Annotated in this window: 26 protein-coding genes; 19 read left to right on the forward strand and 7 right to left on the reverse strand. The window is 32.7% G+C overall.

The genetic code is table 11. The features are described 5' to 3' along the window. Positions 1-6: 6 nt before the first annotated feature. From ACWA1B_RS10625 to ACWA1B_RS10640, 4 genes are all read left to right on the forward strand, one after another. The gene (locus ACWA1B_RS10625) at positions 7-1,119 is read left to right on the forward strand and encodes a DUF1972 domain-containing protein (RefSeq protein ID WP_456906671.1); all 1,113 of its coding nucleotides are present in this window, start codon (positions 7-9) and stop codon (positions 1,117-1,119) included. A 2-nt stretch (positions 1,120-1,121) separates the two neighbouring features. After that, positions 1,122-2,540, forward strand: a complete 1,419-nt coding sequence (locus ACWA1B_RS10630) for an undecaprenyl-phosphate glucose phosphotransferase (protein WP_456906673.1) — start codon at positions 1,122-1,124, stop codon at positions 2,538-2,540. Positions 2,541-2,697: 157 nt separating this feature from the next. After that, a complete protein-coding gene (locus ACWA1B_RS10635; protein ID WP_456906675.1) occupies positions 2,698-3,465 on the forward strand; it encodes a polysaccharide biosynthesis/export family protein in 768 nt (255 codons plus the stop codon). Between the two features lie 14 nt (positions 3,466-3,479). Beyond that, positions 3,480-5,864, forward strand: coding sequence for a GumC family protein (locus ACWA1B_RS10640; protein WP_456906677.1), 2,385 nt, complete (start codon positions 3,480-3,482; stop codon positions 5,862-5,864). Between the two features lie 82 nt (positions 5,865-5,946). Here ACWA1B_RS10640 and ACWA1B_RS10645 read toward each other — a convergent pair whose 3' ends face one another. Beyond that, on the reverse strand, positions 5,947-6,690 hold the full coding sequence (locus tag ACWA1B_RS10645) for a tyrosine-protein phosphatase (protein ID WP_456906679.1): 744 nt from the start codon (positions 6,688-6,690) through the stop codon (positions 5,947-5,949). A gap of 140 nt (positions 6,691-6,830) precedes the next feature. Here ACWA1B_RS10645 and ACWA1B_RS10650 point away from each other — a divergent pair, with 140 nt between their 5' ends. Further along, positions 6,831-8,021, forward strand: a complete 1,191-nt coding sequence (locus tag ACWA1B_RS10650) for a DUF5009 domain-containing protein (protein ID WP_456906681.1) — start codon at positions 6,831-6,833, stop codon at positions 8,019-8,021. A 78-nt stretch (positions 8,022-8,099) separates the two neighbouring features. On the opposite strand, the gene ACWA1B_RS10655 is transcribed toward ACWA1B_RS10650, so the two are convergent. Next, positions 8,100-8,495 (reverse strand): hypothetical protein, encoded by a 396-nt coding sequence (locus ACWA1B_RS10655; RefSeq protein WP_456906683.1) that lies wholly within the window; start codon positions 8,493-8,495, stop codon positions 8,100-8,102. A gap of 5 nt (positions 8,496-8,500) precedes the next feature. Next, positions 8,501-9,109 (reverse strand): hypothetical protein, encoded by a 609-nt coding sequence (locus tag ACWA1B_RS10660; RefSeq protein WP_456906685.1) that lies wholly within the window; start codon positions 9,107-9,109, stop codon positions 8,501-8,503. A gap of 109 nt (positions 9,110-9,218) precedes the next feature. On the opposite strand from ACWA1B_RS10660, the gene ACWA1B_RS10665 reads away from it, so the two are divergent. The 11 genes from ACWA1B_RS10665 (at position 9,219) to ftsY (ending at position 18,380) form a co-directional block, all read left to right on the forward strand. Then, positions 9,219-10,403 carry a BamA/TamA family outer membrane protein gene (locus ACWA1B_RS10665; protein WP_456906687.1) on the forward strand — a complete coding sequence of 395 codons (1,185 nt, stop codon included), beginning with the start codon at positions 9,219-9,221 and terminating at the stop codon, positions 10,401-10,403. Positions 10,404-10,434: 31 nt separating this feature from the next. Beyond that, the gene (locus tag ACWA1B_RS10670) at positions 10,435-11,598 is read left to right on the forward strand and encodes a glycosyltransferase family 2 protein (RefSeq protein ID WP_456906689.1); all 1,164 of its coding nucleotides are present in this window, start codon (positions 10,435-10,437) and stop codon (positions 11,596-11,598) included. A gap of 84 nt (positions 11,599-11,682) precedes the next feature. After that, positions 11,683-13,026, forward strand: coding sequence for a dihydrolipoamide acetyltransferase family protein (locus tag ACWA1B_RS10675; protein WP_456906691.1), 1,344 nt, complete (start codon positions 11,683-11,685; stop codon positions 13,024-13,026). A 214-nt stretch (positions 13,027-13,240) separates the two neighbouring features. After that, positions 13,241-14,011, forward strand: coding sequence for an exonuclease domain-containing protein (locus ACWA1B_RS10680; RefSeq protein WP_456906693.1), 771 nt, complete (start codon positions 13,241-13,243; stop codon positions 14,009-14,011). 78 nt (positions 14,012-14,089) lie between these two features. Further along, complete coding sequence (locus tag ACWA1B_RS10685) at positions 14,090-14,701, forward strand: fumarylacetoacetate hydrolase family protein (protein ID WP_456906695.1); 612 nt, start codon at positions 14,090-14,092, stop codon at positions 14,699-14,701. Beyond that, complete coding sequence (locus ACWA1B_RS10690; RefSeq protein ID WP_456906696.1) at positions 14,701-15,045, forward strand: Hpt domain-containing protein; 345 nt, start codon at positions 14,701-14,703, stop codon at positions 15,043-15,045. The genes ACWA1B_RS10685 and ACWA1B_RS10690 overlap by 1 nt, the downstream gene beginning before the upstream one ends. Before the next feature lie 193 nt (positions 15,046-15,238). Then, complete coding sequence (locus ACWA1B_RS10695; protein WP_456906698.1) at positions 15,239-16,492, forward strand: CinA family nicotinamide mononucleotide deamidase-related protein; 1,254 nt, start codon at positions 15,239-15,241, stop codon at positions 16,490-16,492. Positions 16,493-16,563: 71 nt separating this feature from the next. Next, positions 16,564-16,800 (forward strand): 50S ribosomal protein L28, encoded by a 237-nt coding sequence (gene rpmB / locus ACWA1B_RS10700; protein WP_008468080.1) that lies wholly within the window; start codon positions 16,564-16,566, stop codon positions 16,798-16,800. Positions 16,801-16,827: 27 nt separating this feature from the next. Next, positions 16,828-17,010 (forward strand): 50S ribosomal protein L33, encoded by a 183-nt coding sequence (rpmG, locus tag ACWA1B_RS10705; protein ID WP_008253902.1) that lies wholly within the window; start codon positions 16,828-16,830, stop codon positions 17,008-17,010. A 75-nt stretch (positions 17,011-17,085) separates the two neighbouring features. After that, positions 17,086-17,238, forward strand: a complete 153-nt coding sequence (locus tag ACWA1B_RS10710) for a DUF4295 domain-containing protein (protein ID WP_008468081.1) — start codon at positions 17,086-17,088, stop codon at positions 17,236-17,238. A 188-nt stretch (positions 17,239-17,426) separates the two neighbouring features. Then, entirely contained in the window at positions 17,427-18,380 is a 954-nt protein-coding gene (gene ftsY / locus ACWA1B_RS10715; RefSeq protein WP_456906700.1) for a signal recognition particle-docking protein FtsY, read from the forward strand. A gap of 271 nt (positions 18,381-18,651) precedes the next feature. Here ftsY and ACWA1B_RS10720 read toward each other — a convergent pair whose 3' ends face one another. Further along, positions 18,652-19,716: a serine hydrolase domain-containing protein gene (locus ACWA1B_RS10720; RefSeq protein WP_456906703.1), complete on the reverse strand. Its 1,065-nt coding sequence runs from the start codon at positions 19,714-19,716 to the stop codon at positions 18,652-18,654. A gap of 233 nt (positions 19,717-19,949) precedes the next feature. On the opposite strand from ACWA1B_RS10720, the gene ACWA1B_RS10725 reads away from it, so the two are divergent. After that, the gene (locus tag ACWA1B_RS10725) at positions 19,950-20,390 is read left to right on the forward strand and encodes a hypothetical protein (RefSeq protein WP_456906705.1); all 441 of its coding nucleotides are present in this window, start codon (positions 19,950-19,952) and stop codon (positions 20,388-20,390) included. Beyond that, complete coding sequence (locus tag ACWA1B_RS10730; RefSeq protein WP_035647835.1) at positions 20,371-20,667, forward strand: DciA family protein; 297 nt, start codon at positions 20,371-20,373, stop codon at positions 20,665-20,667. Before ACWA1B_RS10725 ends, ACWA1B_RS10730 begins: the two co-directional genes overlap by 20 nt. A 168-nt stretch (positions 20,668-20,835) precedes the next feature. Here the strand turns inward: ACWA1B_RS10730 and ACWA1B_RS10735 are convergent, their stop codons facing one another. The 3 genes from ACWA1B_RS10735 to bshC all read right to left on the reverse strand — a co-directional run bounded on the left by ACWA1B_RS10735 (position 20,836) and on the right by bshC (position 24,412). Then, positions 20,836-21,255 (reverse strand): nucleoside-diphosphate kinase, encoded by a 420-nt coding sequence (locus ACWA1B_RS10735; RefSeq protein ID WP_012026941.1) that lies wholly within the window; start codon positions 21,253-21,255, stop codon positions 20,836-20,838. Between the two features lie 178 nt (positions 21,256-21,433). Continuing rightward, complete coding sequence (locus ACWA1B_RS10740) at positions 21,434-22,705, reverse strand: acyltransferase family protein (protein ID WP_456906707.1); 1,272 nt, start codon at positions 22,703-22,705, stop codon at positions 21,434-21,436. Positions 22,706-22,822: 117 nt separating this feature from the next. Then, positions 22,823-24,412: a bacillithiol biosynthesis cysteine-adding enzyme BshC gene (bshC, locus tag ACWA1B_RS10745; RefSeq protein WP_456906709.1), complete on the reverse strand. Its 1,590-nt coding sequence runs from the start codon at positions 24,410-24,412 to the stop codon at positions 22,823-22,825. A gap of 274 nt (positions 24,413-24,686) precedes the next feature. On the opposite strand from bshC, the gene ACWA1B_RS10750 reads away from it, so the two are divergent. Next, positions 24,687-25,964 carry an MFS transporter gene (locus ACWA1B_RS10750; protein WP_456906711.1) on the forward strand — a complete coding sequence of 426 codons (1,278 nt, stop codon included), beginning with the start codon at positions 24,687-24,689 and terminating at the stop codon, positions 25,962-25,964. Positions 25,965-25,984 lie beyond the last annotated feature (20 nt).

Raw genomic sequence — 25,984 nt, forward strand, 5'->3', positions numbered from 1 at the left:
TCATTTATGAAAATAGCAATATTAGGAACCAGAGGTATTCCCAATCACTATGGTGGATTTGAGCAATGTGCTGAATACCTTGCACTAGGGTTGTTAAAGCGTGGATTTGAAGTTGTTGTTTATAATTCTCATAATCACCCTTATCATGAAAATCAATGGAATGGAGTTCAAATTGTACATTGCTACGATCCAGAACACAAATTAGGAACGGCAGGTCAGTTTATCTATGATTTGAATTGTATTTTAGATGTTAGAAAACGTGACTGCGATGTCATCTTGCAATTAGGATATACCAGTAGTTCGATATGGGGATGGTTGATGCCAAAGAAATCTATAGTAACAACCAACATGGACGGCTTGGAGTGGAAGAGGACGAAATACTCCGAAAAAGTTAAAAAATTCTTGCGTTATGCCGAATCATTAGGGGTTAAATACAGCGATCATCTTATTTCTGATTCTATAGGCATTCAAAATTATCTTAAAGAAACTTACAAGTCAGAATCGACTTATATCGCATACGGAGCAACACTTTTTGAAAATAACAATCCTAGTATTTTGGAAAATTATGCTTTAAAGGAGTATCAATACGATATGCTTATTGCGCGTTTGGAACCTGAAAATAGTATTGAAATTATTCTAGATGGCGTTGCAAAAGCTAATATTGATCGTCCATTTCTAGTAGTTGGAAATCATGATACGACCTATGGGAAATACTTAAAGCAAAAATTTTTATCCTTTTTGCAAATTCAGTTTATTGGAGGAATATATGATATTAATGTTTTAAACAATTTACGTTATTATTCAAATATCTATTTCCATGGGCATACTGTTGGAGGTACAAACCCATCGTTATTAGAAGCCATGGCGTCCAACTGTTTGATTTGTGCAAATGATAATGATTTCAACCGCTATATTTTAGGTAATGATGCTATTTATTTCAAAAATGCCGATGATGTAGCAAATCATTTGGTAAACGTTAAATATGAAGAAAATCAATTTCAATCAATGTTAAGTGAGAATAAAAGAAAAATTGTTGATGAATTTGATTGGAAACTTATTGTTAATCAATATGCTAGTCATTTTGAAGATATTTTAAAAGTGAAAAAAAGTACTATTTAACCATGAAAATTCTGCAAGAACTCTCAGAATATCGTTTTTCCCGTTATTTCAAAACCATATTTTTGGTATGGGATGTCGTATTGTTGAATACAGCGATTGTTTTATCTGCATTATTGAGATTTGGTAATATTGATAAGTTATTTTTAAAAGAAGTACAAACTATTTCCTTATTGGGCAATTTAATATGGATTGGACTTTTGTTATATAAAGATTCATTCAGAATTGTTAGAGTTGAACCTATTGAATCTATATTGAGAAGGACAATTAAAAAAGTAGTTATACATATTGCTATAACAACTTTCTTCGTAGTTGTATTAAAATATAGTGATATTTCAAGACTTAGACTGATATATTTCTATTTGATTTTCTTTGGGTTGCTTATGGTTTCAAGATATTTATCGATGAAACTTCTTAAATATATTAGGGCTAAAGGTTATAATTTTAGAAGTTTTATAATTATTGGCGCCAATGATACAGGTGAGCGAATGCGCAGAATTTTAGCTAAAGATTTGACTTATGGTTATCGTTTTCTTGGTTTTTTTGATGAAAAAGTAGATCCTTTTGCTTTTATTTCGCATCCTATTTTAGGTGGATTTGATCAAATTGAAGAATTTGTTATAAATGAAGAAGTGGATGAAATGTATGTAGCGTTGCATATTGATAATATTGAGGTTATAAATAAACTAGTAAAAATTTGTGAGCACCATATGGTACGAATCAAGTTTATTCCGGATTTTCAGTTGTATACCAAATCAAATAAAGTCGAAATGACTTTTTATGAAAATACCCCAGTATTAATGTTTAGGCGAGAACCTCTCGAGGCAGCTGTAAATAGAATTTTAAAGAAAGTATTTGATATTTGTTTTTCGTTGTTTGTCTTGGTATTTATATTTCCATGGCTGTTTCCTATAATAATGATCATAATCAAAATGGAATCTCCTGGTCCTATTTTTTTCAAGCAAGAACGATCTGGTAGAGATAATAAATCTTTTACTTGTTTAAAATTTAGAAGTATGCGTCTTAATGGGGCTGCCGATAACAAGCAAGCTGTGAAAGGCGATAGTCGTGTAACGAAATTCGGAGCTTTTATGCGAAAAACAAGCATCGACGAGCTACCTCAGTTTTTTAATGTTTTCTTTGGAGATATGTCAGTTGTTGGGCCAAGACCTCACATGGTTAATCATACGAAACAATACAGTGAGTTGATTAGTAATTATTTAGTACGCCAATATGCAAAACCAGGTATCACAGGTTGGGCTCAGGTTAATGGCTTTCGTGGTGAAACAAAAGAGCTTATTGACATGGAAAACAGAGTAGAATATGACATATGGTATATCGAAAATTGGAGTTTGTTACTCGATATTAAAATAATAATAAAAACTGTGATTAATGTATTTAAAGGTGAAGAAAATGCCTTTTAAGTATTTATTCAGATTTTGTATGAACTTTTCTGGATTTAAATTAGAGTTCAATAATACACTTTAGTACCATTAAGTTTTTTCTGTAAATAAAATATTTTAATCCTTATCTTTGCCCCCGTAAATTGTAGACCTGATGAAATTGAACCTTTCTTTTTTTATGAAAGCCAGTAGTTTTTTATTGCTTTTATTTTTATGTTTTTCCTGTGGATCAAAAAAAGATGTAGTATACTATCAGAATATTGATAACTTGGCTGCACAGCAAAATGCAAATTCTTTTGAAGTTAAACTTCAACCTGATGATTTGTTGATGATTTTAGTTTCTGCAGATGATCCTGAAGTTGCAATTCCTTTTAATTTAAGAACCTATAGTACAACAAGTAATAATAGGTTGGATATTACCAGAGGGCAGGAAACTGTTCAATTGTATTTGATTGATCAAAGCGGTAATATAGAATTTCCTGTTATTGGTAAGTTACATGTAGGCGGGCTGACACGTACTGAAGTCCTTAAACTTCTTCAGGATAAAATCAGTACTTATATTAAAAACCCAATCATTAACCTTCGAATAATGAATTTTAAAATTTCATTACAGGGAGAAGTTAATTTTCCGGGGACTTATCCAATTGCTTCAGAAAGAGTTACTTTAATTGAAGCTTTGAGTATGGCAAAAGATTTAACTATCTATGGTCGACGAGATAATATATTAGTTATTAGAGAAACAAATGGTGTCAAATCATATAATAGGGTTGATATAACAAAATCGGATTTTATTAATTCTCCTTTTTATTATTTGGCTCAAAACGATGTGGTTTACGTTGAGCCAAATCAGACTAGGATAAATTCCTCTGCAGTTGGCCCTAATACCTCAGTAATTATTTCGGCGATTTCTATTTTAGTATCGCTTTCTGTTCTAATCTTTAAATAAAATTGAAATAAAAAATGCAAAAGCAAGATTTTTATAATGATATAATTGATGATGAAATTGAAGATGTTAATTTAAGAGAACAGTTAGATAAATATTTAATTCATTGGCGTTGGTTCTTGGTTAGTGTAGTAATTGGTCTGGTTTTAGCTTTTATATATTTACGTTATACCACACCAAGTTATGAAGCTACAACCTCTATTTTAGTTAAGGACGAGAAAAAAGGAGGTATGCTTTCTGAGCTTTCTGCTTTTGCTGATTTAGGTTTAGGCGGAAGTATGAAAAATAATGTCGACAATGAAATTGAGATTTTAAAATCCAGAACATTAGTTGAAAATACAATTAAAAAATTGAACTTAAACGTTGCATTTTTTGTTGAAGGAAAAGTTGTTGACCGCGATGTTTATGCAGAGAAACCAATTATTGCATATTTTTCTAATAAAACAAATTTATTTGACAAAACTAAAGTTGTTTTGAATTGTAAACTTTTGAATTCTACTACTTTTTTATTGGAAAATGAAACAGAAGAAAAGGAAAATTTTATTTTGTCTGCCCAAAAAGAATTTAAATTTGGTCAAAAGATTGCTACAAAAATTGGTGTATTAGTAATTCAAAAAACACCTTTTTATGTTAAAAATCATACCGGAAGATTTGAATCCATTCGCATCGTTATAAATCCATTAGATGAATTAACGGAGAGTTTTAGAAAAAAATTAAAGGTAGAACCAATTAGTAAAACTAGTAGTGTTGTGAATGTTTCTATTTCTGATCCTGTTGCTAAGAAAGCGGAAGACTTTTTAGATAACATGATTCAGATTTATAATGAAAATGCTGCGGAAGATAAAAATTTCATTTCAGAAAACACTTCTAAATTTATTGCTAGTAGATTAGCATTAATCGCCCAAGAATTAGATGGGGTAGAACAAGACGTTGAAACATTTAAAAAAAGCAACAAACTTACAGATATCGAATCTGAAGCAAAACTTTTTATTGAAGGTTCTACTGAATATGATAAAAAAGGAGTAGAAACCGAAATTCAATTGAACGTGGTTTCTTCACTTTTAGATTTCATTAAAAAGAGCAATAATTCTGATTTGCTGCCAACAAATATGATTTCGGATAATGCTGATGCAAGCGGATTAATCTCATCTTACAATCAACTAGTTTTAGATCGCAACAGAATTCTTAAATCAGCTACTGAGGAAAACCCATCTGTAGTAAAATTAGACCAGCAAATATCATCTTTAAAATCAAACGTTGCCACTAGCTTAAGACGTATGCAGGCTAATTTGCAAATCCAGAATCGTGATATTAAAAGTCAGGAAGGAATTTTAAATAGCAAAATAGGGAAAATTCCAGTTCAGGAACGTCAGTTTAGAGTAATTGCAAGACAACAAAAAGTTAAGGAAGAACTATATTTATATTTACTTCAAAAACGTGAAGAGACCGCAATTTCATTATCCGCAACAGAGCCTAATGCTCGTGTTATTGACGCTGCAAAAGCAGAGAAAGATCCAGTCAGTCCTAAGAAAAAAATTATTTATTTGGCTGGAATGTTGCTAGGATTATTGGTTCCATTTGGAGTTATTTATGCTAACGCTCTTTTAGATACAAAAATCAAAAGTAAATTGGATCTTGAAGGGAAAACACAAATTCCATTTATTGGAGATGTACCAACTTCAGATGATATTGCTGAATTGATAAAATCGGAAAGCAGAACGAGTTCGGCGGAGGCAATTCGTATTGTAAGAACCAATTTGGAGTTCATGCTTACTAAAGTACCTGAAGGAATTGCAAAAACGGTTTTTGTTACGTCAACTTTCCCTTCTGAAGGAAAAACTTTTATATCGGTAAATCTTGCTGCGACTTTTGCTTTGTCTGGGCGACGAGTTTTATTGATTGGTTCGGATATTAGAAACCCTAAATTTGGGGAATATATTAATGTCCCAAGTGTTGGTTTGACAAATTATTTGTCATCAACTGATAAAGACGTTAGAGATTATATCATCAAACATGAAGGATACAAGAATTTCTTTATTCTGCCATCAGGTGTGATTCCGCCAAATCCGGCTGAATTATTGATGAGTAGTAAAGTGGATCAGCTTTTTACAGAACTTAAAAAAGAATACGATTATATTATTGTGGATACTGCACCAGTTAGTTTGGTTACAGATACATTATTAATTGCCAAAAATGCTGATACGTTTGTATATGTAATGCGTGCAAATGTTCTTGAAAAACGCATGCTGAATATTGCAAATACTTTCTACAAAGAGAAAAAATTGCCAAACATGTGTATCGTACTTAATGATACCGATTCTACAAAAGGCTATGGTTATGGATACGGCTATGGTGTTAGGGTAGAGAAGAAACCTTGGTACAAAAGATTAATCTCGAAATAATAAAAGGGATTTCATAAAAAAAAACGGCTCAAGTAATTGAGCCGTTTTTTTTTATGAAATATTTTCAAAAGAGAAGATGAAATTAAAATTTAAAGAATTGATTATTCGCAATAATTTCTTTTAAGGTTTTAATATTATTGTTGTCAATCTTTACTTTCTGATTGAATGATGCGATGTGATTATTGTGATGTACATCTGTTCCAACAAAATCATACATTCCTTTTTTAAGAAGTTCATCTGCAACTTTCGTGATTTCACCACCATAATAACCTACTGTTGCAAGCAAGTTAAGCTGAAATAAACAGCCGGCTTTTTTTAATTTATCATATTCATCAAACTTTTTATGATAAAATAAATAGCGCTCTGGGTGTGCTAAAACCGGAATGTATCCTGCAACCTGAAGATCAAAAAGAATCTTGTATAATTGAACCGGCGCATTCATGTATGACATTTCAACCAACACATAATTATCTTTTAGTGTGAGCAATTTTTCATTTTGAAAATGGGTTTCAAACCAATCATCCATGAAATATTCTGCAGCAGCCTGAAAAGGGATTTTAATATTTTCAGCTTCCAACAAAATTTGGGTTTCCTTATGTTTTGTAATGATAGTTTCAGGTGAATTATTCCAAATATAATGGCTAATATGAGGTGTTGTAATAAATTGAACTACACCCATTTCCTGAAAGGACTTAGTAAGTTTGCTTGTATCTGCTATGGTTTTGGCACCATCATCGATTCCTGGTAATAAATGTGAATGAATATCAACATAATTTCCAGTTAATAGGTCCTTTAAATACGGTTTTGACTTTAAGAATGATAACATGCTGCAAAAGTAAGTAAAGTACATTGTATTTTATATCATAAAGAGTAAACTTTTTATTACAGATACCTTTATATTGTTCATCAAATTTTTCTATGTCAAGGATTATTTTATATTTGTTTCTGGTAATAATTTAATAATTTATGAAAATAAAAGAAAATTTATCTAGTAAAAGGGTTTTTTCTATAGACGCTTTGCGTGGAATTACCATTTTTGTAATGATTTTTGTAAATGAGCTTGCAAGCATAAAGAATGTGCCGCAATGGATGAGACACATGCCGGCCGATGCTGATGCAATGACTTTTGTTGATGTAGTTTTTCCTGCTTTCTTGTTTATTGTAGGAATGTCGATTCCGTTTGCGTTTAATGCCCGATTAATTAAAGGAGATAGTCCTAAGACAATATGGATTCATACACTCAAAAGAGCTTTGGCTTTAATTATTATTGGTGTTTTTATGGTCAATGCAGAATATGGCTATGACGCCTCAAAAATGTTGATTACTCCTGTTATTTGGGGACTTTTAGCCTATGCGATGCCAATTCCAATCTGGAATAAATACACAAAAGATTTCCCGATTTGGTTAAAATACACACTTCAATATGGCGGTATGCTTGTTTTGGTAATTCTGTATTTTCTGTATATTCAGGACAATGGTGAAAGAGGAATGACGCCAAAATGGTGGGGAATTCTGGGGCTTATAGGATGGGCTTATTTGTTTACCGTTGTTTATTATTGGTTGGTTTGCGGACGATTATGGGCCATGACCGCATTTTTAGTTTTATGCGTTGTTTGTAATTCAATCAATCTTACCGAAGACACGGCTTTATCTCAATTGCCTTGGTTTAATTTTATTGCCGGGCATCTTACTCATGCTACTTTAGTAACTAGCGGAGTTATAATTTCGTTATTATTTTTTGATCGCAAAACAGAAGTAAAAATTAATTGGCCAGTAATTGGCCTTACGCTTTTGTTTTTAGTTACAGGATATTTGCTTCGCCCTTATTTTGGAATTTCAAAAATTAAAGGAACACCTTCCTGGACCATGTTTTCAGCAGCAATTTGTACGGCATTGTTCTATTTTCTGTATTGGATTATGGAAATTAAAAAACAAACAAAATGGAGCAAATTTTTTATGCCAGCCGCAGCAAATTCATTGTTGATTTATATTTTGCCGGGTGTTATTTATTACTTTTGTAAAGCACTTAATTTTCATATTATTCCAGGATATTTTAGGGTAGGAGTTCCGGGAATTATCTGGTCGCTGCTATTTTCAACGATTATGCTTTTTGTAATGAAAATTTGTAATAAATATAAAATCCAATTGCATTTATAGAAAAAATAGTTTCAAGTTTCAGGTTTCACAAACAAAACCTGAAACCTGAAACTTGAAACTTGAAACCTGAAACAGAAATCATCTAACTCGCTTAAATGCGATTGGACCATTTCGATCTTTGTTGTCTTTAAAAGTTCCTTCAAGTGTGTTTCCATCTTCGGATAAAACCAAAGTATGAGTTCCGGCGGTTGCCCAGCCTTCAATTGGTAAAGTCACATTTACGGTATAGGTAATTGTATTTCCTGTTCTTTTTCCTGTACCGCTTTCTACAAATTTTTGACCTTTCCATTCTAAATAATGCGAAAAAATAATTTTTCCGTTTTGGTCTGAGATAATCGCAACAGTATTTTGAACGCCAGGATTGATATCTTCCCAAACACCATTAATGTCTATTTTTGGAGCTGAAGCTTTTTTTTGGCCGTAGCCGAAATTTAAAAATGAAATAAAAAGTAAAAGAAAAAGTCTTGTTTTCATGTTCTTTAATTTTGAATTATAACAGATTTTATTTCTAATGACGCTCCAGGAATAGGTTTGTAATTCACAAAATTGAATTTACACAGATTATGAATATTCAAAAGTCGCCCATCAGCTAATCCATCTTGTCTGAAGTTTTTCCAGGGAATTTTTAAAGTTGTAAACTCATTAGGAGATGCTGGCAAATCTGCCATAGGATGTGAACCTCCATGTACACAACCTGTTCCCTCCGGATTTCCTTCTCGAGCCTGCAATTTTATCAGCTGAGTCGATTTGTAAATAATAGTAACAAAACCAGAGTCGTTGGCTAAATTTTTCGGTTTTCCGTCATTTGTATCGGATGGAATAATAGTCACATTTAATTCAATTTCTCCTCTCGGAAATTCTTTGGCAGTAACTCTTATAATGCCTTCTTTTTGGCGAATAGTGTTTATCGTTTCCTGATTTTCTTTGGCTGGACCAGCAATAAACCAAGTATTTGATTTTACAAGATTTATTGATTCTAAACTGGATTTGTTGTTAAAACTGGAAATTAAAAAGATAAATGCGACATGCAGATAAAACAATCGAAGCATAATTAAATTTGTTTTTGAAATCAATATTCGTTCTCTCAAAGATACTTTTTCTACCGACTTAATTTTCTTTCTGTAATTCTTTTTGAAAAGATGTTATTGTCTTAATAAAGTTTTAAATTTGTTAGGATACATTCTTAACTTCTTTTTAATGAGTGGTTTAAAAATAAAATTTATCTTGTTTTTAATTTTTGTTTCGCCATTTTGTTATTCGCAAAATGATAGTATTTCTGTGCAAAGTCAAGATATTTTAGACGTCATTCAAAAAATCTTTAAAAAAAACGATACAATCAACGAACGCAGAGATAGAAAATTGGCTTTTTCTCTATTGCCAGTTCCAATTGGTGCAAATAATTCAAACGGACTCGTAATCTCTTTTTTGACTACTTTTTATTTGGGTGAGGACCATGAAACAACAAACATGTCACAGGTTTCGTTTTCGCCTTATTTTAGTTTTAGCAATCAATATGTGTTTCCAATTCAATCTTATATTTATACAAAAGAAAATAAGTGGAATTTCATTGGCGATTATCGTTATTTAATTTATCCGCAGCTTACTTACGGCTTGGGCGATAATAATTCAAAAGAAGAAATGTCAACTTTAGATTATAAGCAATGGCGATTTTATCAATTTATTACGCGAAAAGTTGCTGGTAATTATCGATTAGGAATGGGGTTTCTTTATGATAATTACACTAATATTTCTGAGGACTCTTATATAGATGAAGAAACAGACTATGTAAAATATATGAATGGCGATTTTTCAGATGAAACTTCTTTTGGATTTGCGATTCAAGGTTTGTACGATTCCCGAAAAAACATCGTTAATCCCGAAGGAGGAATGTATATAGAAGCCGATTTGAGAATAAATACAAGTGGCGTAAATGGCGACAAATGGCAGTCCTTGTATTTTGATGCAAGGAAATACCATTCTTTCAGTAAAACAAAACATCGTGTTTGGGCATCGAGAGCATTTTATTGGTCTACTTTTGGTGGAAAACCTCATTATCTTGATTTGCCGAGTATTGGTTGGGATCGCGATGGAAAAACGGGACGCGGTTTTACAAAAAACAGATACCGAAGCAATGCATTGATTTATTTTGAAACCGAATATAGAACTGATATAACCAGAAATGGTTTTTTTGGAGCCGTTTTTTTTGCCAATATTTCATCGGTTTCAAAACTGGATACCTATCAATTTGACAAATGGCATCCAGCGGTTGGAACGGGGGTCCGAATTAAATGGAATAAAAAAAACAACAGCAATTTAGCTTTGGATTACGGAATAAGTAAAAACGATTGGTCTTTACGATTGGGATTGACAGAAAATTTTTAACTTCCCCAAAAATCATCAGCCCAAAATTTTCATGCAATTATCGGTAATAATCCTTAATTATAATGTAAGATACTTTCTTGAACAATGCGTTTTAAGCGTTCAGGAAGCAATTGCAACGCTTGATGCTGAAATTATTGTGGTTGATAATAATTCGGCAGATAATTCCTGTTTGATGATTCAGGAAAAGTTTCCTTCGGTTAAACTCATTCAAAACAAAGAAAATTTCGGATTTCCAAAAGGTAATAATATTGGAGTTGGGGCAGCAAAAGGAGAATATATATGTATTTTGAATCCCGATACCGTCGTTGCTGAAGATACTTTTACTAAAGTTATGGCTTTCGCCGAGGAAAAAAAAGACTTAGGAATAATTGGGTGCAAACTAATCGACGGAACGGGAAATTTTCTGCCCGAAAGCAAACGTGGTATTCCAACGCCTTGGGTTGCTTTTACGAAAGTTTTAGGTTTTTATAAAATCTTTCCAAAATGGAAAATTTTCAATCAATATTATGCACAGCATATTGACGAAAATGAAAACGGAAAAGTTGAAATTCTTGTTGGTGCGTTTATGTTTATGAAACGTGAACTTTATCTGGATCTAAAAGGTTTTGACGAAAACTGTTTTATGTATGCCGATGATATCGATTTGTCGTATCGTGCGTTGCTCAAACAAAAGTCAAATTACTATTTTCATGAAACAACGGTTTTGCATTATAAAGGTGAAAGCACAATAAAAGATGAAAAATATATGAAACGTTTTCAGGAAGCAATGAATTTCTTTTATAAAAAGCATTTCAAGAAGTCATTGTTTTTTAGTGCTTTTATTCAAATCGGGATTTGGTTTTTTGCTTTTGTTAAAATGTTTCAAGGAAAACCAAAACGAAAACTTTTGCCAGAAAAGTATATTTTTTATTCTTCAAATAGTATTTTGTCTGAAAAATTGCCTGCAATTCTAAAAAATAAAATGGAGTTTTTAGATTTCAAAAAAGAAAAAATGGTAAATTCGTGCCACATTTTTAAGGGTAAAAAGGTTGAGATTATTTTAGATAATCAGTACATTTCATTCAAAAAATGTATCAAAATCATAGAAACTCTTAAAGATAAGAACGTTACTTTTAAGATTTTCCCCAAAAAAACAAATTTTATTATTGGAAGCAATTCGCGAAATGACAGGGGGCAAATTGTAAAAATTGAGTAAAAAATTATATTAAATGTAATTTATATTTAAAAAATTCGGTAATTTCGCAATCTGAAAATCAAAATCACCCTTGAGGTTAACAATATGGCAAGATTTGAATTAAAACTTCCTAAAATGGGAGAAAGTGTCGCTGAAGCAACTATTACAAACTGGTTGAAAGAAGTTGGAGACAGAATTGAAGCTGATGAAGCTGTACTGGAAATAGCAACTGATAAAGTTGACAGCGAAGTGCCGAGCGAGGTATCAGGAGTTTTAGTTGAACAGTTATTTGGTAAAGATGATTTAGTTCAGGTAGGACAAACTATTGCAATTATTGAAACAGAAGGTGATGTTCCAGCTGAAACAAAAGTTGAAGCAGCAGCAGTTCCGGCAGCGGCGGCAGAAATTGAAAAAACAATTGAAGCGGTAAAAGAAACTGTAAGTGCTCCTCAGGATTTTGCTTCATCGGATAAATTCTTTTCTCCATTAGTAAAAAATATTGCTAAAGAAGAAGGAGTTTCTGTTGCTGAACTTAATAGTATTCAAGGTTCAGGAAAAGATGGGCGAGTTACCAAAGAAGATATTTTAAAATATGTTGAAGACCGTAAATCAGGAGTTGTTCAGGCACCAAAAGCGGTTGAAGAAGCGCCAAAAGTTGTTGCTGAAACTCCAAAGGCAGTTCAAGCACCAGAACCAATAGTTCAAAAAAGTCAGCAGACTGTTCCGGTTTCAGTAAATGGAGGTGACGAAATTATTGAAATGGACAGAATGCGTAAACTGATTTCAGGTTACATGGTGGCTTCGGTTCAGACTTCAGCACACGTACAATCGTTTATTGAGGTTGACGTAACAAACATTGTAAAATGGAGAGATAAAGTTAAAACAGCTTTCGAAAAAAGAGAAGGCGAAAAATTGACTTTTACACCAATTATGATGGAAGCGGTTGCAAAAGCGCTTAAAGATTTCCCTGGAATGAACATTTCTGTTGATGGTGATTATATCATTAAAAAGAAAAATATAAACTTAGGAATGGCGGCAGCTTTACCTAATGGAAATTTAATTGTTCCTGTAATTAAAAATGCAGATCAGTTAAATCTTGTTGGAATGGCAAAAGCGGTTAACGATTTAGGAAACCGTGCAAAAGCTGGAAAACTAAAACCAGACGATACTCAGGGAGGAACATACACAGTTACGAATGTAGGAACTTTTGGAAGTGTTTTTGGAACGCCAATTATCAATCAACCGCAAGTTGGAATTCTAGCACTTGGAGCAATTCGTAAAGTTCCGGCTGTTATTGAAACTCCAGAAGGTGATTTCATCGGAATTCGCCAAAAAATGTTCTTGTCGCACTCTTATGATCATAGAGTTGTTGATGGTGCATTAGGAGGAAGTTTTGTAAAAAGAGTAGCAGAATATTTAGAAGCTTTTGATGTAGATAGAGATTTCTAATCTACTTATAAATAAATTTTGAACCCGGAAAATGATTTCGTTTTCCGGGTTTTTTATTAGTGAAAAAATAGAAAAATAAATTTTAGACAACGCTATTTTAGATTCTTTTTCGAAGTTAAAATTTAAAAAATAGTCTAATTGTGGGCAAAAAAATAAAAATAGGGTCGGAAAAGTCGGCTTTAAAATTTACATTTGTAATCTTATAAAAATTAAAATGGAATTAAAACTTAACAAACCAATTTGCTTTTTTGATCTTGAAACAACTGGAATTGATATCGGTAAAGATCGTATCGTAGAAATTTCAATATTCAAAGTTTTTCCAAACGGAAATAAGGAAAGTAAAACGTGGTTAGTAAATCCGACTATTCCAATTCCTCCGCAAACTACAGCTGTTCATGGCATCACCGATGAAAAAGTGGCAAACGAGCCGACTTTTTTGGAACTGGCTCCACATATTCATAATATGATAAAAGATAGTGATTTGGGAGGTTTTAATTCAGATCGTTTTGATATTCCGCTTTTGGCCGAAGAATTGCTTCGCGCGGGAGTTGATTTTGATATGAAAAATAAGGTTTCGGTAGATGTGCAGACTATTTTTCATAAAATGGAAGAGCGTACCTTGAGTGCGGCTTTGAAATTCTATTGCGGAAAAAGTCTTGAAAATGCACACTCAGCAGAAGCTGATACAATGGCGACTTACGAAATTTTAAAAGCACAATTAGATCGTTATCCGGAACTGGAAAATGATATGAAAGCATTGTCTGAATTTACAACGCGTAAAAAAATTGCTGATTTTGCCGGAATGATTGCTTTTGATCAAGATGATGAAGAGATTTTTACCTTCGGAAAACACAAAGGTGTCAAAGTTGAAAAAGTTTTGGAAACAGAACCTGGATATTTCAGCTGGATCCAAAATGCCGATTTTCCTTTGTATACCAAAAAAGTTTTGACAGGAATTAAATTAAGAAAATTAAATACGAAATAAGGTTCTGAGATGCTAAGGTTCTAAGGCGCTAAGTTCTTAGTATCTTAGCGCCTTAGAATCTTAGCAACTTAAAAAGAAATGAAGATTATTTGCATCGGTAGAAATTATACTAATCATATTGCGGAATTAAAAAACGAACGTCCAGATGAACCGGTGGTTTTTATGAAACCGGATTCGGCAGTTTTGTTGAAACAACATCCGTTTGTAATTCCAGAATTTTCTGAGGAGATTCATCACGAAATAGAGATAATTGTTAAAATTAACAAAGTAGGAAAGTATATCGAACCTAAGTTTGCTCATAAGTATTATGATGAGATTAGTGTTGGTATCGATTTTACTGCCAGAGATTTACAAGATAAATTGAAAGCAAAAGGATTGCCTTGGGAAAAAGCAAAAGCATTTGACGGTTCTGCGGTCATTGGAGATTTTTTACCAAAAAGTGATTTCGTTTCTGTGGAAAATCTTACTTTTGAGTTGACAAACAATTCTAAAACCGTTCAAAAAGGAAATACAAGTTTGATGTTGTGGAAAATTGATGAGCTTGTGTCGTATGTTTCGCAGTTTTTCACATTAAAAATTGGAGATATTATTTTTACAGGAACTCCTGAAGGTGTTGCTGCTGTAAAACCAAATGATGTTTTAGAAGGATTTTTAGAAGATAAAAAATTATTCAGAATACAAGTAAAATAATGGCTTTAAAGTATAACCTTTCGAAAGTATATGCGCTTTCAGATAATGATCCGGAATTTGTAAATGAAATTCTTAAATTATTTGTTACTGAAGTTCCTGAAGATTTAAAGCAAATCAAAGAAGGAATTAAGAAAAAGGATCATAAATATGCCTATTCGTATGCGCACAAAATAAAACCTACACTGGATTTGATGGGTTTGAATGTGGCTTTCGAAGAAATTCTTCAAGTAGAAGCCTGGACAAAAGCAGAAGGCAAGAAAAAAGATATTGTTGAAACTTTTAAAAGTATTAAGGTACAAGTAAAAGAAGCAATAAAAGAAATAAAAAAAGACTTTGATCTTTAAATTTAAAATCTGATTTATTCCTGTTCTGCGAAAAAAAACAGGAATAAGTTAAGATTGTTATTCTTAAATTTTGTGAAAGCGGATTTTAACTTGTAAAAGACGTTTTAATACCTCCCCAAAAGACAAAGTTTAAAATATTCCATTGTAAATTTTTGACTTACTTAAGTAAGAAATAATAAAGCATTTTAATGTTATGAAAGCAACTATTATAACTATAGGGGACGAAATATTAATAGGTCAGATTATTGATACGAATTCAGGTTTTATTGCGAAATCATTAGACCGAATTGGAGTTGAAGTAACGGAAATGATCTCAATAAGTGACGATAAAAAACAAATTTTAGATACTTTTTCCCAACTTCAAAATAAAGTTGATATTGTTATTGTAACCGGTGGTTTAGGTCCGACAAAAGATGATGTCACTAAAAAAACTTTCTGCGAATATTTTGATGATGAGTTAGTTGTGAATTCAGAAGTTTTAGCGCACGTAACACAATTGATTGAAGGTTTCTATAAAAGACCAATTTCACAATTGAATAAAGATCAGGCTTTGGTTCCATCAACTTGTACGGTTCTTCATAATCAGGTTGGGACTGCGCCAGGAATGTGGATGAAAAAGGAAAATACCGTATTTGTTTCGCTTCCGGGAGTTCCATATGAAATGAAATATTTGGTTGAAGAAGAAATAATTCCGAAAATTGTACGCGAATACAAACGTCCCTATATCATTCATAAAACCATTTTGACCTATGGTCAGGGTGAAAGTTTAGTGGCAGAGCGTATAGAAGAATGGGAAAATAATTTGCCCGATTTTATCAAATTAGCCTATTTGCCAAATCCGGGAAGAGTGCGTTTGCGTTTAACTGCAAGAGGAACTAATAAAGAAGAATTAGAAAAAGCAATTGAAGACAACGTTCATTCGTTGGATGCGATAATCCATGATATAATAGTAGGTTACGAAGAAAATGAAACAATTGAAACCGTAATTGGCAAATTGCTTTCGAAACAAAATAAAACAATTTCAACGGCAGAAAGCTGTACCGGAGGAAGAATTGCTTCGCTTTTGTCTTCAGTACAAGGTTCGTCAAAATATTTCAAAGGAAGTGTTGTTTCGTACGCGACTGAGGTTAAAGCTAATGTTTTGGGGATTTCGCAGGATTTAATTGATGAATATTCGGTGGTAAGTGGGCAAGTTGCAAAGGCTATGGCTTTGAGCGTTAAAGAGATGCTTAAAACTGACTATGCAATTGCGACAACCGGGAACGCCGGTCCGTCAAAAGGCGACTCAGATGCTGAAATTGGTACCGTTTTCATAGCTTTAGCAACTCCGGATGATATAATTGTTGAAGAATTTAACTTTGGGCAACCACGTGAAAAAGTGATAGATAGAGCAACAATTAAGAGTTTGGAAATATTGCAGAAAGAAATTTTAAAAATTGTGCAATAATTTTTTGCTACAATGGTTTATTTTTCTTTTCTTTGCACCCTGATTTTGAATAACGATAAAAGATAAGTATAATGTCAAGAGTTTGTGACCTTACAGGTAAAAGAGCGATGGTAGGAAATAACGTTTCTCACGCTATGAACAAAACTAAGAGAAAGTTTTCTGTAAACTTAGTTAAAAAGCGTTTTTATCTTCCAGAAGAAGATAGATGGATTACTCTTAGAGTAGCAGCATCTACGATAAAAACAATTAATAAAAATGGAATCACTGCTGTTTTGAAAAAAGCGCAGTCAGAAGGATTTATCAAATAATCTTTTCCTAAATAAATATATAGCAAGATGGCAAAGAAAGGTAATAGAATCCAAGTAATTTTAGAATGTACTGAGCACAAGACTTCTGGTGTTCCAGGAACTTCTAGATATATTACAACTAAGAACAAAAAAAATACTCCAGACAGATTAGAGATTAAAAAATTTAATCCAATCTTGAAAAGAGTAACTGTTCATAAAGAAATTAAGTAATAATTAGAGATTTTTGTAAATCTCGAATGGTTTAGCCATGAGAGTTTTATAAAAGCTTCAAATAACATTTGAATCATGGCAAAGAAAACCGTAGCATCGTTACAAACATCTTCTAAGAGATTATCAAAAGCCATCAAAATGGTAAAATCTCCTAAAACTGGTGCATATACATTCGTAGAATCTATTATGGCTCCTGAAGAAGTTGATGAATTCTTGAAAAAGAAATAATTACAATTACATTATATAGAAAAGCTACTTTCATTCGGAAGTAGCTTTTTTATTACCTATATTTGTCTAAAAATTTAGAGAATCGTAACAATTGACTCTTTTTTGAAAAACAATTGCACTTTCTTTAAAGATTTTGATTTCTGATTTGAAAATCAAGAAATCTGATAATCAAAAAAATCTACAAAAAAATGAGTTTTTTTAAAAAATTATTCTCTACCGAAAAAAAAGAGACTTTAGACAAAGGTCTTGAAAAAACAAAAACTACTTTTTTCTCAAAGTTAAGTAAAGCCGTTGCCGGAAAATCTAAAGTTGATGATGATGTTTTAGATAATTTGGAAGAAGTTCTTGTGGCTTCGGATGTGGGTGTCAATACTACTTTGAAAATTATCGAGAGAATCGAAAAACGTGTTGCTGAAGATAAATATTTAGGAACTGACGAATTGAATCAGATTCTTCGAGATGAAATTGGAGCATTGTTGTCTGAAACTAATACTGGAGAAGCAACAGAATTTGAAGTTCCTGCAGCTAAAAAACCTTATGTTTTAATGGTTGTTGGCGTTAACGGTGTTGGAAAAACAACAACGATTGGTAAGTTAGCGTATCAGTTTAAGAAAGCGGGACATAAAGTTGTTTTAGGTGCCGCTGACACTTTCCGTGCTGCTGCAATTGATCAATTGCAAGTTTGGGCCGATAGAGTGGATGTGCCAATTGTAAGACAAAATATGGGAAGTGATCCTGCTTCTGTAGCGTTTGATACTTTGCAATCTGCTGTGGCTCAAAATGCCGATGTTGTTATTATTGATACGGCTGGACGTTTGCACAATAAAATCAACTTAATGAACGAGTTGACAAAAGTAAAACGTGTAATGCAGAAAGTAGTTGCTGATGCTCCGCATGACGTACTTTTGGTTTTAGATGGTTCAACAGGTCAAAATGCTTTTGAACAGGCAAAACAATTTACTGCAGCGACTGAAGTGACTTCACTTGCAGTAACTAAATTAGACGGAACAGCAAAAGGAGGGGTTGTAATTGGTATTTCGGACCAGTTTAAAATTCCGGTAAAATATATTGGTGTTGGCGAAGGAATTGAAGACTTACAGGTTTTTAATAAATATGAATTCGTTGACAGTTTCTTTAAATAATTAAAAATGAGTTTTGAATCTATAAAAAATGCATCGCCTGTAGTATTTTATTTCGCGAGCGTTATCTGTTTTGTTTTGGCAAATGTGTTAAGAGATAACAGTCTTTCTTTTTACTATATTTTATTGGTTCTTGGGATAGGATTCTTTTTTATGGGAGTTTTAAAAAGAATGAAAACCAAACGATAATTTTATTCAGTTATTATTTTTGAAATAGCATGAGTTTTTAAATGGGAAAGGTTTTTAAATCTTCTTTCCCATTTAAAAGCTCTTTTTATTGGTACAAGGCATTAATTTTTTCCCAAAGTGTTTTGTCAAAATCGGATAAAGCAAGATTGACATTATCTGCCGCATCGCCCATTCTGATTACAACCATTTTTTTGCTCGGAATTACGTAAATCTTTTGATCATTTTTCCCTAAAGCCATAAACATATCGCTTGGGCCAGTCGGAATTACGCTTCCCTGAAAAGTAAGTTGCGATTGTGGTAAATGGTAGGAAGCTTTTCCGTTTAGCCACCATAAGTAGCCATAGCTTAAATTGATGTTTTGAGAAGTTGTTGTGGCTTCGTTAAAATAAGCTTCGTTCAAAATGGTGTTGTTTTCCCATTTTCCTTTGTTTAACATTAAAAGCCCAAAACGCGCCATACTTCTTGTGTTGCTCATATAGACGCTGTTGACATCGATTTGAACCCAATTACCGTTCATTCCGATTTTGTCTCTTAATTTACTGTTGAAATAGGTTTCCCATTTTTGTCCGCTTGCTTTTTCGACAACATCTTGTAACTTTACGTATACATTGTGATATGCCCATCGAGAACCGGCATCGGTCTTGTATTTTAAATTGGCAGGTTCGACATCGTCTGTGCTGTCGTCTAATCCTGATGTCATCGTTAATAAATGTTTGCAGGTAATTAGGTTTTCCTGTGTTAATGTCTCGCTTGTCCAGCCTGTACCCAGATATTTTGAAACTTTATCGTTTATATTTAATAAATTTTCTTGCTGTGCAATTCCGGTAACGGTTGAAGTCAATGTTTTTCCGGCACTGGCCCAATACCATGGTGTTGTTGCTGAATGTCCGTTGAAGTAATTTTCTAACACAATTCGGCCGTTAACTAAGATTATGAACGATTTGGAGTTTTTGAGCTGCAAATAATCCAAAAGAGGCTGAACGGCATTTTGATTCCATTTTAAATCAGCTATTGATTTCGTTTCCCAAGTATTTCCTGTTAAGGGCGGAAAATATATGCTTTCTGAAGGAGTTGTTTCTGGTTCACTAGAATCTTTGCTGCAACTTGCAAACAATAAGATTGTCAGGATGGTACAAATAGTTTTGGTCATGGTTTTTTTGTTTAGGTTGGGGGTTTGACCAAAAATATGTAAAATAGTTTAATGGGTTTTGTAAATTTTTATTTCTTTTATATGATATAAAGTTACCTTTGTAATTCACTAAATTTTCTTTTGAAAACGGGAGCCCTAGCCCTGATGGGAGCGGCATCCTTTTGTGCCGGGGTTCGGCGCAAAAGATACAGCGGACAGCAGGAAATAGCTCCTTATTAATATTATAAATTATTATGAAAAACGCTTTTATGATTTTGGTTTTATCACTTTTGTTTGTGAGTTGCAAACAGGAAATAAAACCCGCAGACATTGCAAAACTGAATGGATATTGGGAAATTGAAAAAGTAGTTTTTGATAAAGGTGAAGAGAAGGCGTACGGAATGAACGAAAACTTTGATTTTTTTAAAATTAAAGAAGGAAAAGGAACAAGGACAAAAGTGATGGCGCAACTGGATGGAACTTTTTTGACAACAAATACTTTTGAAAATGTATCTGTTAGATTTACAGACAAAGGGACTTTTTTGGATTATAAAACGAGTTATGCCAAATGGAGTGAGGAATTAGTTTCAATTTCGGATAAGGAATTTGTGGTGAAAAATGATCAGAACAAAGAATATCATTATAAAAAAGCGGAACCAATTAATATTTTGAATGATGGCAAAAAGACTAAATAACGAAAGTACGATTGGGGCTGTTTTGCAGCAGATCATTCAGGTGAATAAACTACAGCCTGGAATGGATCAAATTGATGTAAAAGAGGCGTGGGCAAACTTAATGGGAAATGGAGTTAAAACATACACGAGAAATGTTGTTTTGAAAGGAAGTACGCTTTATGTTGAATTAGGTTCGGCTGTTTTAAGAGAAGAATTAAGCCACGGAAAATCAAAAATCGTAAAGATGATTAATGAAGAATTGGGACGTGAGGTGGTGAAGGATGTTGTTTTGCGTTAGACTCGCTTAGACTTCTTAGAATTTTAGACTTACTTAGATTTTAGATTGTTTTAAAATAAATTGTCAAAAAAATAAAACCCACTTCATTGAAGTGGGTTTTATTTTTTATTCTAAGATCTAAGTAAATCCAAGCCAGTCTAAAATTCTAACTGTCTAAGAAGTCTAAAATTAGAATTGCTCTCTTCCAGCAAAGTGGAATGCACTTTCGATAGCAGCATTTTCATCGCTGTCAGAACCGTGAACTGCATTTTCTCCGATAGATGTAGCATATGCTTTACGAATAGTTCCTTCAGCAGCTTCAGCTGGGTTTGTAGCTCCAATTAAAGTTCTGAAATCTTCTACTGCGTTGTCTTTTTCTAAAATTGCAGCAACAATTGGTCCGCGTGACATAAATTCAACTAATTCTCCGTAGAAAGGTCTTTCTGCGTGAACTGCGTAAAATGCTTTAGCATCAGCTACAGTTAATTGAGTTAATTTTAATGAAACGATTTTGAAACCTCCATTAGTAATCATTGCTAAGATATTCCCGATGTGTCCGTTTGCAACAGCATCTGGTTTAATCATTGTAAAAGTTCTATTTGTTGCCATTTTATTGCTTATTTTTAATTTTGTGCAAAAGTAGACTTTTTTTGTGAATTGATTTTAATAAATTCATAATTTAAATAGGTTAGAATGATGTTTTGATTAAGAAAAGTGTCAATTATGAATATTGCCATAAAAAAAGAGGCGGACAACTGTTCGCCTCTTGATAATTTGATAAGGAAAATTATACTTTAAATATTAATTTATTTTTGTAGAATATCCATAAGATAAATGTCCAAATACCTACATAAACTAATGCTCCAGCTAATGAAGCTGTCATTGGATTATTAAAAAATGGTGCAATCCAAAAACTATACAGGTAATTTAATAAGTTGATCTTTTCTGAAGGAGCATGCGGATTTTGGAATTCAATCATTACTAAAGCCTGCGGAATAATCTGTGATGTAAAAAATACAATCATTGGATTCACTCCCCAGATTAAAAACAGTTTAAATCCTTTTTTATAATCTTTGATATCGATTATTAAATACAAAACGGTTAAAAATACTGTCGCCAGTCCTGTTGTATATAAAACATAACTGCTAGTCCAGATTGATTTGTTTATTGGGAAAGCAACATCCCAAAGCAAACCAAAAAATATAAGTACGGTTCCTGCAATACCCATTTTTTGGGCTTTTTGAATTTTGGTTATATCTAATTGCAGAATTTTCCCAATCAATAGACCAATAATTCCATTTACAATTGACGGAAGGGTACTTAAAATCCCTTCAGGATCCCAAGTTACGGTGCCTCGGTACATGTGTCCTTTTAATAAAACGCCATCTAGCCAGGCAGAGAGATTTGTTCCTTTATCAAGATTTGCTTCCCCAATTCCGGGAACTGGGATTAGTGTCATTATTGCCCAATATCCGAGTAACAAAACTATTCCGGTAATAATTTGTGTTTTTTGAGAAGTTTTTAAATATAAAAGCGAAACTACAAAATAAACAATCGCGATTCGTTGTAAAACCCCCGGAAGCCTGACATCGTGATAAGCTTCAATACCACTATAAACCAGAAATAAGTAAATTATCAGAATTGAAAATGCTAAAATGTTTTTGATTTTTGAACTGAAACTTCCCATTAAAGCATAGCCAACAGCAATAGTTATGGCTAAACGGCCAATTAAAAGCGGAATTCCTTCAAGTCCAAATAACTGAATTTTTCCAAAAAAATTAAAGAAGATTCCAAGACAGAACATTCTTAACGAACGAATCAGGATTTTGTTGAAAGTGGTGCTGTCGTAGAATTTATCAGGCATTGCAAGTGGTACGGCAACTCCCATAATAAATACAAAAAATGGAAAAACTAAGTCGGTTGGCGTGCAACCGTTCCATTCGGCGTGTAGTAATGGCGGATAAACATTGCCCCAGTCTCCGGGATTGTTGACAATTGTCATTAATAAAATAGTGAGTCCGCGAAAGACATCTAGCGAAATTAAGCGTTCTTTTACCATTGGTTTAGGGTAAATAGGTTAGTTAATAATTTTAAAAATCGCTATTTGGTTTATTCGATAATAATTTTGAGAAGATAGGTGGTTATTTGGTTCTCAGAATTATTATTTTATTGTTTTTTAAATTGTTATAATATTAAAATTCATTTCTAATGGTTTTAGTTTTTGGATTAAAAGTGGAACTAATTGTTCGCCTTTTTCCAGATAAAATTCAGAAAAATTGCTTTGACGTTCTTGTAAACTGTTATTTGGGAACAATTCACATTGCAAGTCGATTACGCGTTCTAATTGATCGCTTAATTTTCTTTTTTGTGCTTTTAATAAACGTTTTTCTAAATTCTCAAGACCTTTTGTCTGTTTTGCTTCCTGAGCTTTAACGGCACCAGAAAAAGATTTATCAGTTTGATTGGCTAGATTGTAAAGATATTCAAATTGTGTTTTCAGCAATTCTTTTTGTGGCGTTAAATCAATTGGGAAAGATGAAATTTTGTGTGTAATCGCATTTACTAGATTTTCCTGTTTTGTGAATAAATCTTTCCAGGTCAAACTTAAGTTATCGGCTTTTTTAGCTTGTTTTTCTGTTGTGAGAAGAACAGAATTACGAACTAAAATCATTGGAAAAGTAATATTTACAACATCAAAAAAAGATTTTAATTCCAGCCAATAAGCAATTTCTCCACCTCCGCCAATGTAACATAAATTAGGAAGAATAATTTCCTGATATAACGGACGCATAATTACATTTGGGCTGAATTTCTCTGGATTGTTTTCTAAAACTTGAAAGATTTCATCTTTAGAAAATGATATTTTGGTATTGTTAACGTGATATTTATCGTTTTCAAAAATGATTCTTTCACGTAAATTATCTTCTATATAAAATAAATTAATTTCTCGCGGATTTACCTGAACCGTATAATCTTTTAAAGTTTCAGTTGTTTTTTGAACAGCTTTATAAGAAGTGTTTTTCTCCAACTCTTCTTTTGCAAATGGAATAAAAGCACGTTTTAAATTGGCATCATCAGCATCTAAAATCACTAATCCGTAATTTGCGAACAGACTGTTGGCTAAAAAACGCGTTGCATCGGCTAGATTCTCATGTTTTAAATAAGCATCTTCAAAAAGTTTTTTTAAAGTATTTGCGTTTGTATTTGATCCTAGTTCTAATGAATAAATTTCGAAAAACTCTGCTAAACCTTCAGTTGAAAGTCGGCCGACAGGACCGGTGCTTTCTTTGTTCCATCTGAATTTTTTTCCTTTAAAATTAAAGTAATTAATTTCTTCAAAATCATGATCTTCAGTTGCCATCCAATAAATTGGAACAAAATTATTTGAGGGATATTTTGACTTTAATTCTTTTGTTAAATTAATTGTCGAAATGATTTTATATAAAAAATACAAAGGACCGCTAAACAAGTTTAATTGATGGCCAGTTGTAATCGTAAAAGTGTTTTCTAATGCTAAAAGCTCAATATTTTGTTTGGTTAAATCCGAAATCTCAATATTTTGATATTGCTTTTTTAGCGTTTCAACCAAAGGAATTCGGTTGTTGTTGTCAAAATTCGATTGTTTTTCCTGAATTTGTTTTTCGAAATTCTCCAATGTTGGAAAATTATTATATAAAGATTGGAGCGCTGGTTTTTGATCTAAATAATCTTGTATCAATGTAGAGAAATATCCTGAGTTTTGATAGCTGATACAGTCGGTAGGCATAATTTTAGATTTATTTTTGATAGCTGTAAATTTAATGAAAATATAGAGTTAAAAACGTTTTTAACGATTGCTTATGATTTGTTTTTTTGTTAATGATTTTTAAACTTCATGAAATGAGGTTTTTAAATTTGGATAAAATGGCAGTTTGTAAAAAGTAAAAACATAGTGAATTTGTTAAAAAGCAATTGATGTTTTGAAACTATTTTGGTTAAATGTAAATTATTAATAATGAAACTATATTTTTGTAATCAAAAAAAAGTTATATCTAATTTACATGAAAACTAGCCCCGATCAGAAAAACTCTTTAAAACATGTTCTTTTTGGAAGCCTTATAGGTACCACAATTGAATTTTTTGATTTTTATATTTATGCCAATGCTGCAGTATTGGTTTTTCCACAATTATTTTTTCCCGGCGCTAATTCGACTATTGCTACTCTGGAATCCTTAGCTACTTTTTCAATCGCTTTTTTATCTCGTCCTTTAGGTTCTGCTTTTTTTGGACATTATGGAGATAAAATTGGGCGAAAATTTACCTTAGTTGCAGCTTTGTTAACTATGGGAATTTCGACGGTTGCAATTGGATTTTTGCCAAGTTATGCTAGTATTGGCGTTGCGGCTCCTTTATTGTTGATGTTATGCCGATTTGGACAAGGAGTTGGTTTAGGAGGAGAGTGGGGCGGTGCCGTTTTATTGGCAATTGAAAATGCGCCTCCTAATAAACGTGCGTGGTACGGAATGTTTCCGCAATTAGGAGCTCCAATAGGATTGTTGCTTTCGGGCGGTACTTTTTTATTGCTGACAGATGCTATGAGCAATGAAGATTTTATGGATTACGGTTGGAGAATTCCGTTTATTGCGAGTTCGCTTTTAGTTGTTGTTGGGTTTTATATCAGAACAAAAATTAGTGAAACTCCTTCGTTTGAAAATTCTAAAAAAGAACATGAGGAAGTAAAAGTTCCTTTTTTGGCTTTAGTTAAATCGTATAAAAATCAATTGATTTTTGGGACATTTTGCGCTATTACGACTTTTCTGGTTTTTTATCTGATGACAGTTTTTACCTTGAGTTGGGCAACTTCTGACTTAGGAATTGTAAAAAGAGACGGATTGTTAATTCAATTATTTTCGGTATTGTTTTTTGCAGTTTTTATTCCAGTTTCGGCTGTTGTAGCAGATAAAATTGGTCGCCGTAAAATGCTTATTTTTGCCACAATAGCGATTGCAATTTTCGGATTTTTCTTTTCTTATTTTTTAAGTTCAGGAAATATTACGCTGGTTACTATTTTTGCTTGTATCGGAATGGCTTTAATGGGATTCACCTATGGCCCGCTGGGAACTTTTTTATCGGAGTTATTTCCAACAAACGTTCGTTATTCTGGTGCATCTTTAACTTTTAATTTGGCAGGAATTCTTGGAGCGGCATTTGCGCCTATGATAGCAATTTGGCTGGCCTCAACTTATAGCGTGAGTTATGTAGGATTGTATTTAACTGCGGCTGCTTGTATTTCTTTGTTTTCGTTTTTGGTGATAAGTAAAGACGAACATAAGTTTTAAAAAAGAAACAAGAATAAAAT

The organism is Flavobacterium xizangense (assembly GCF_054075145.1).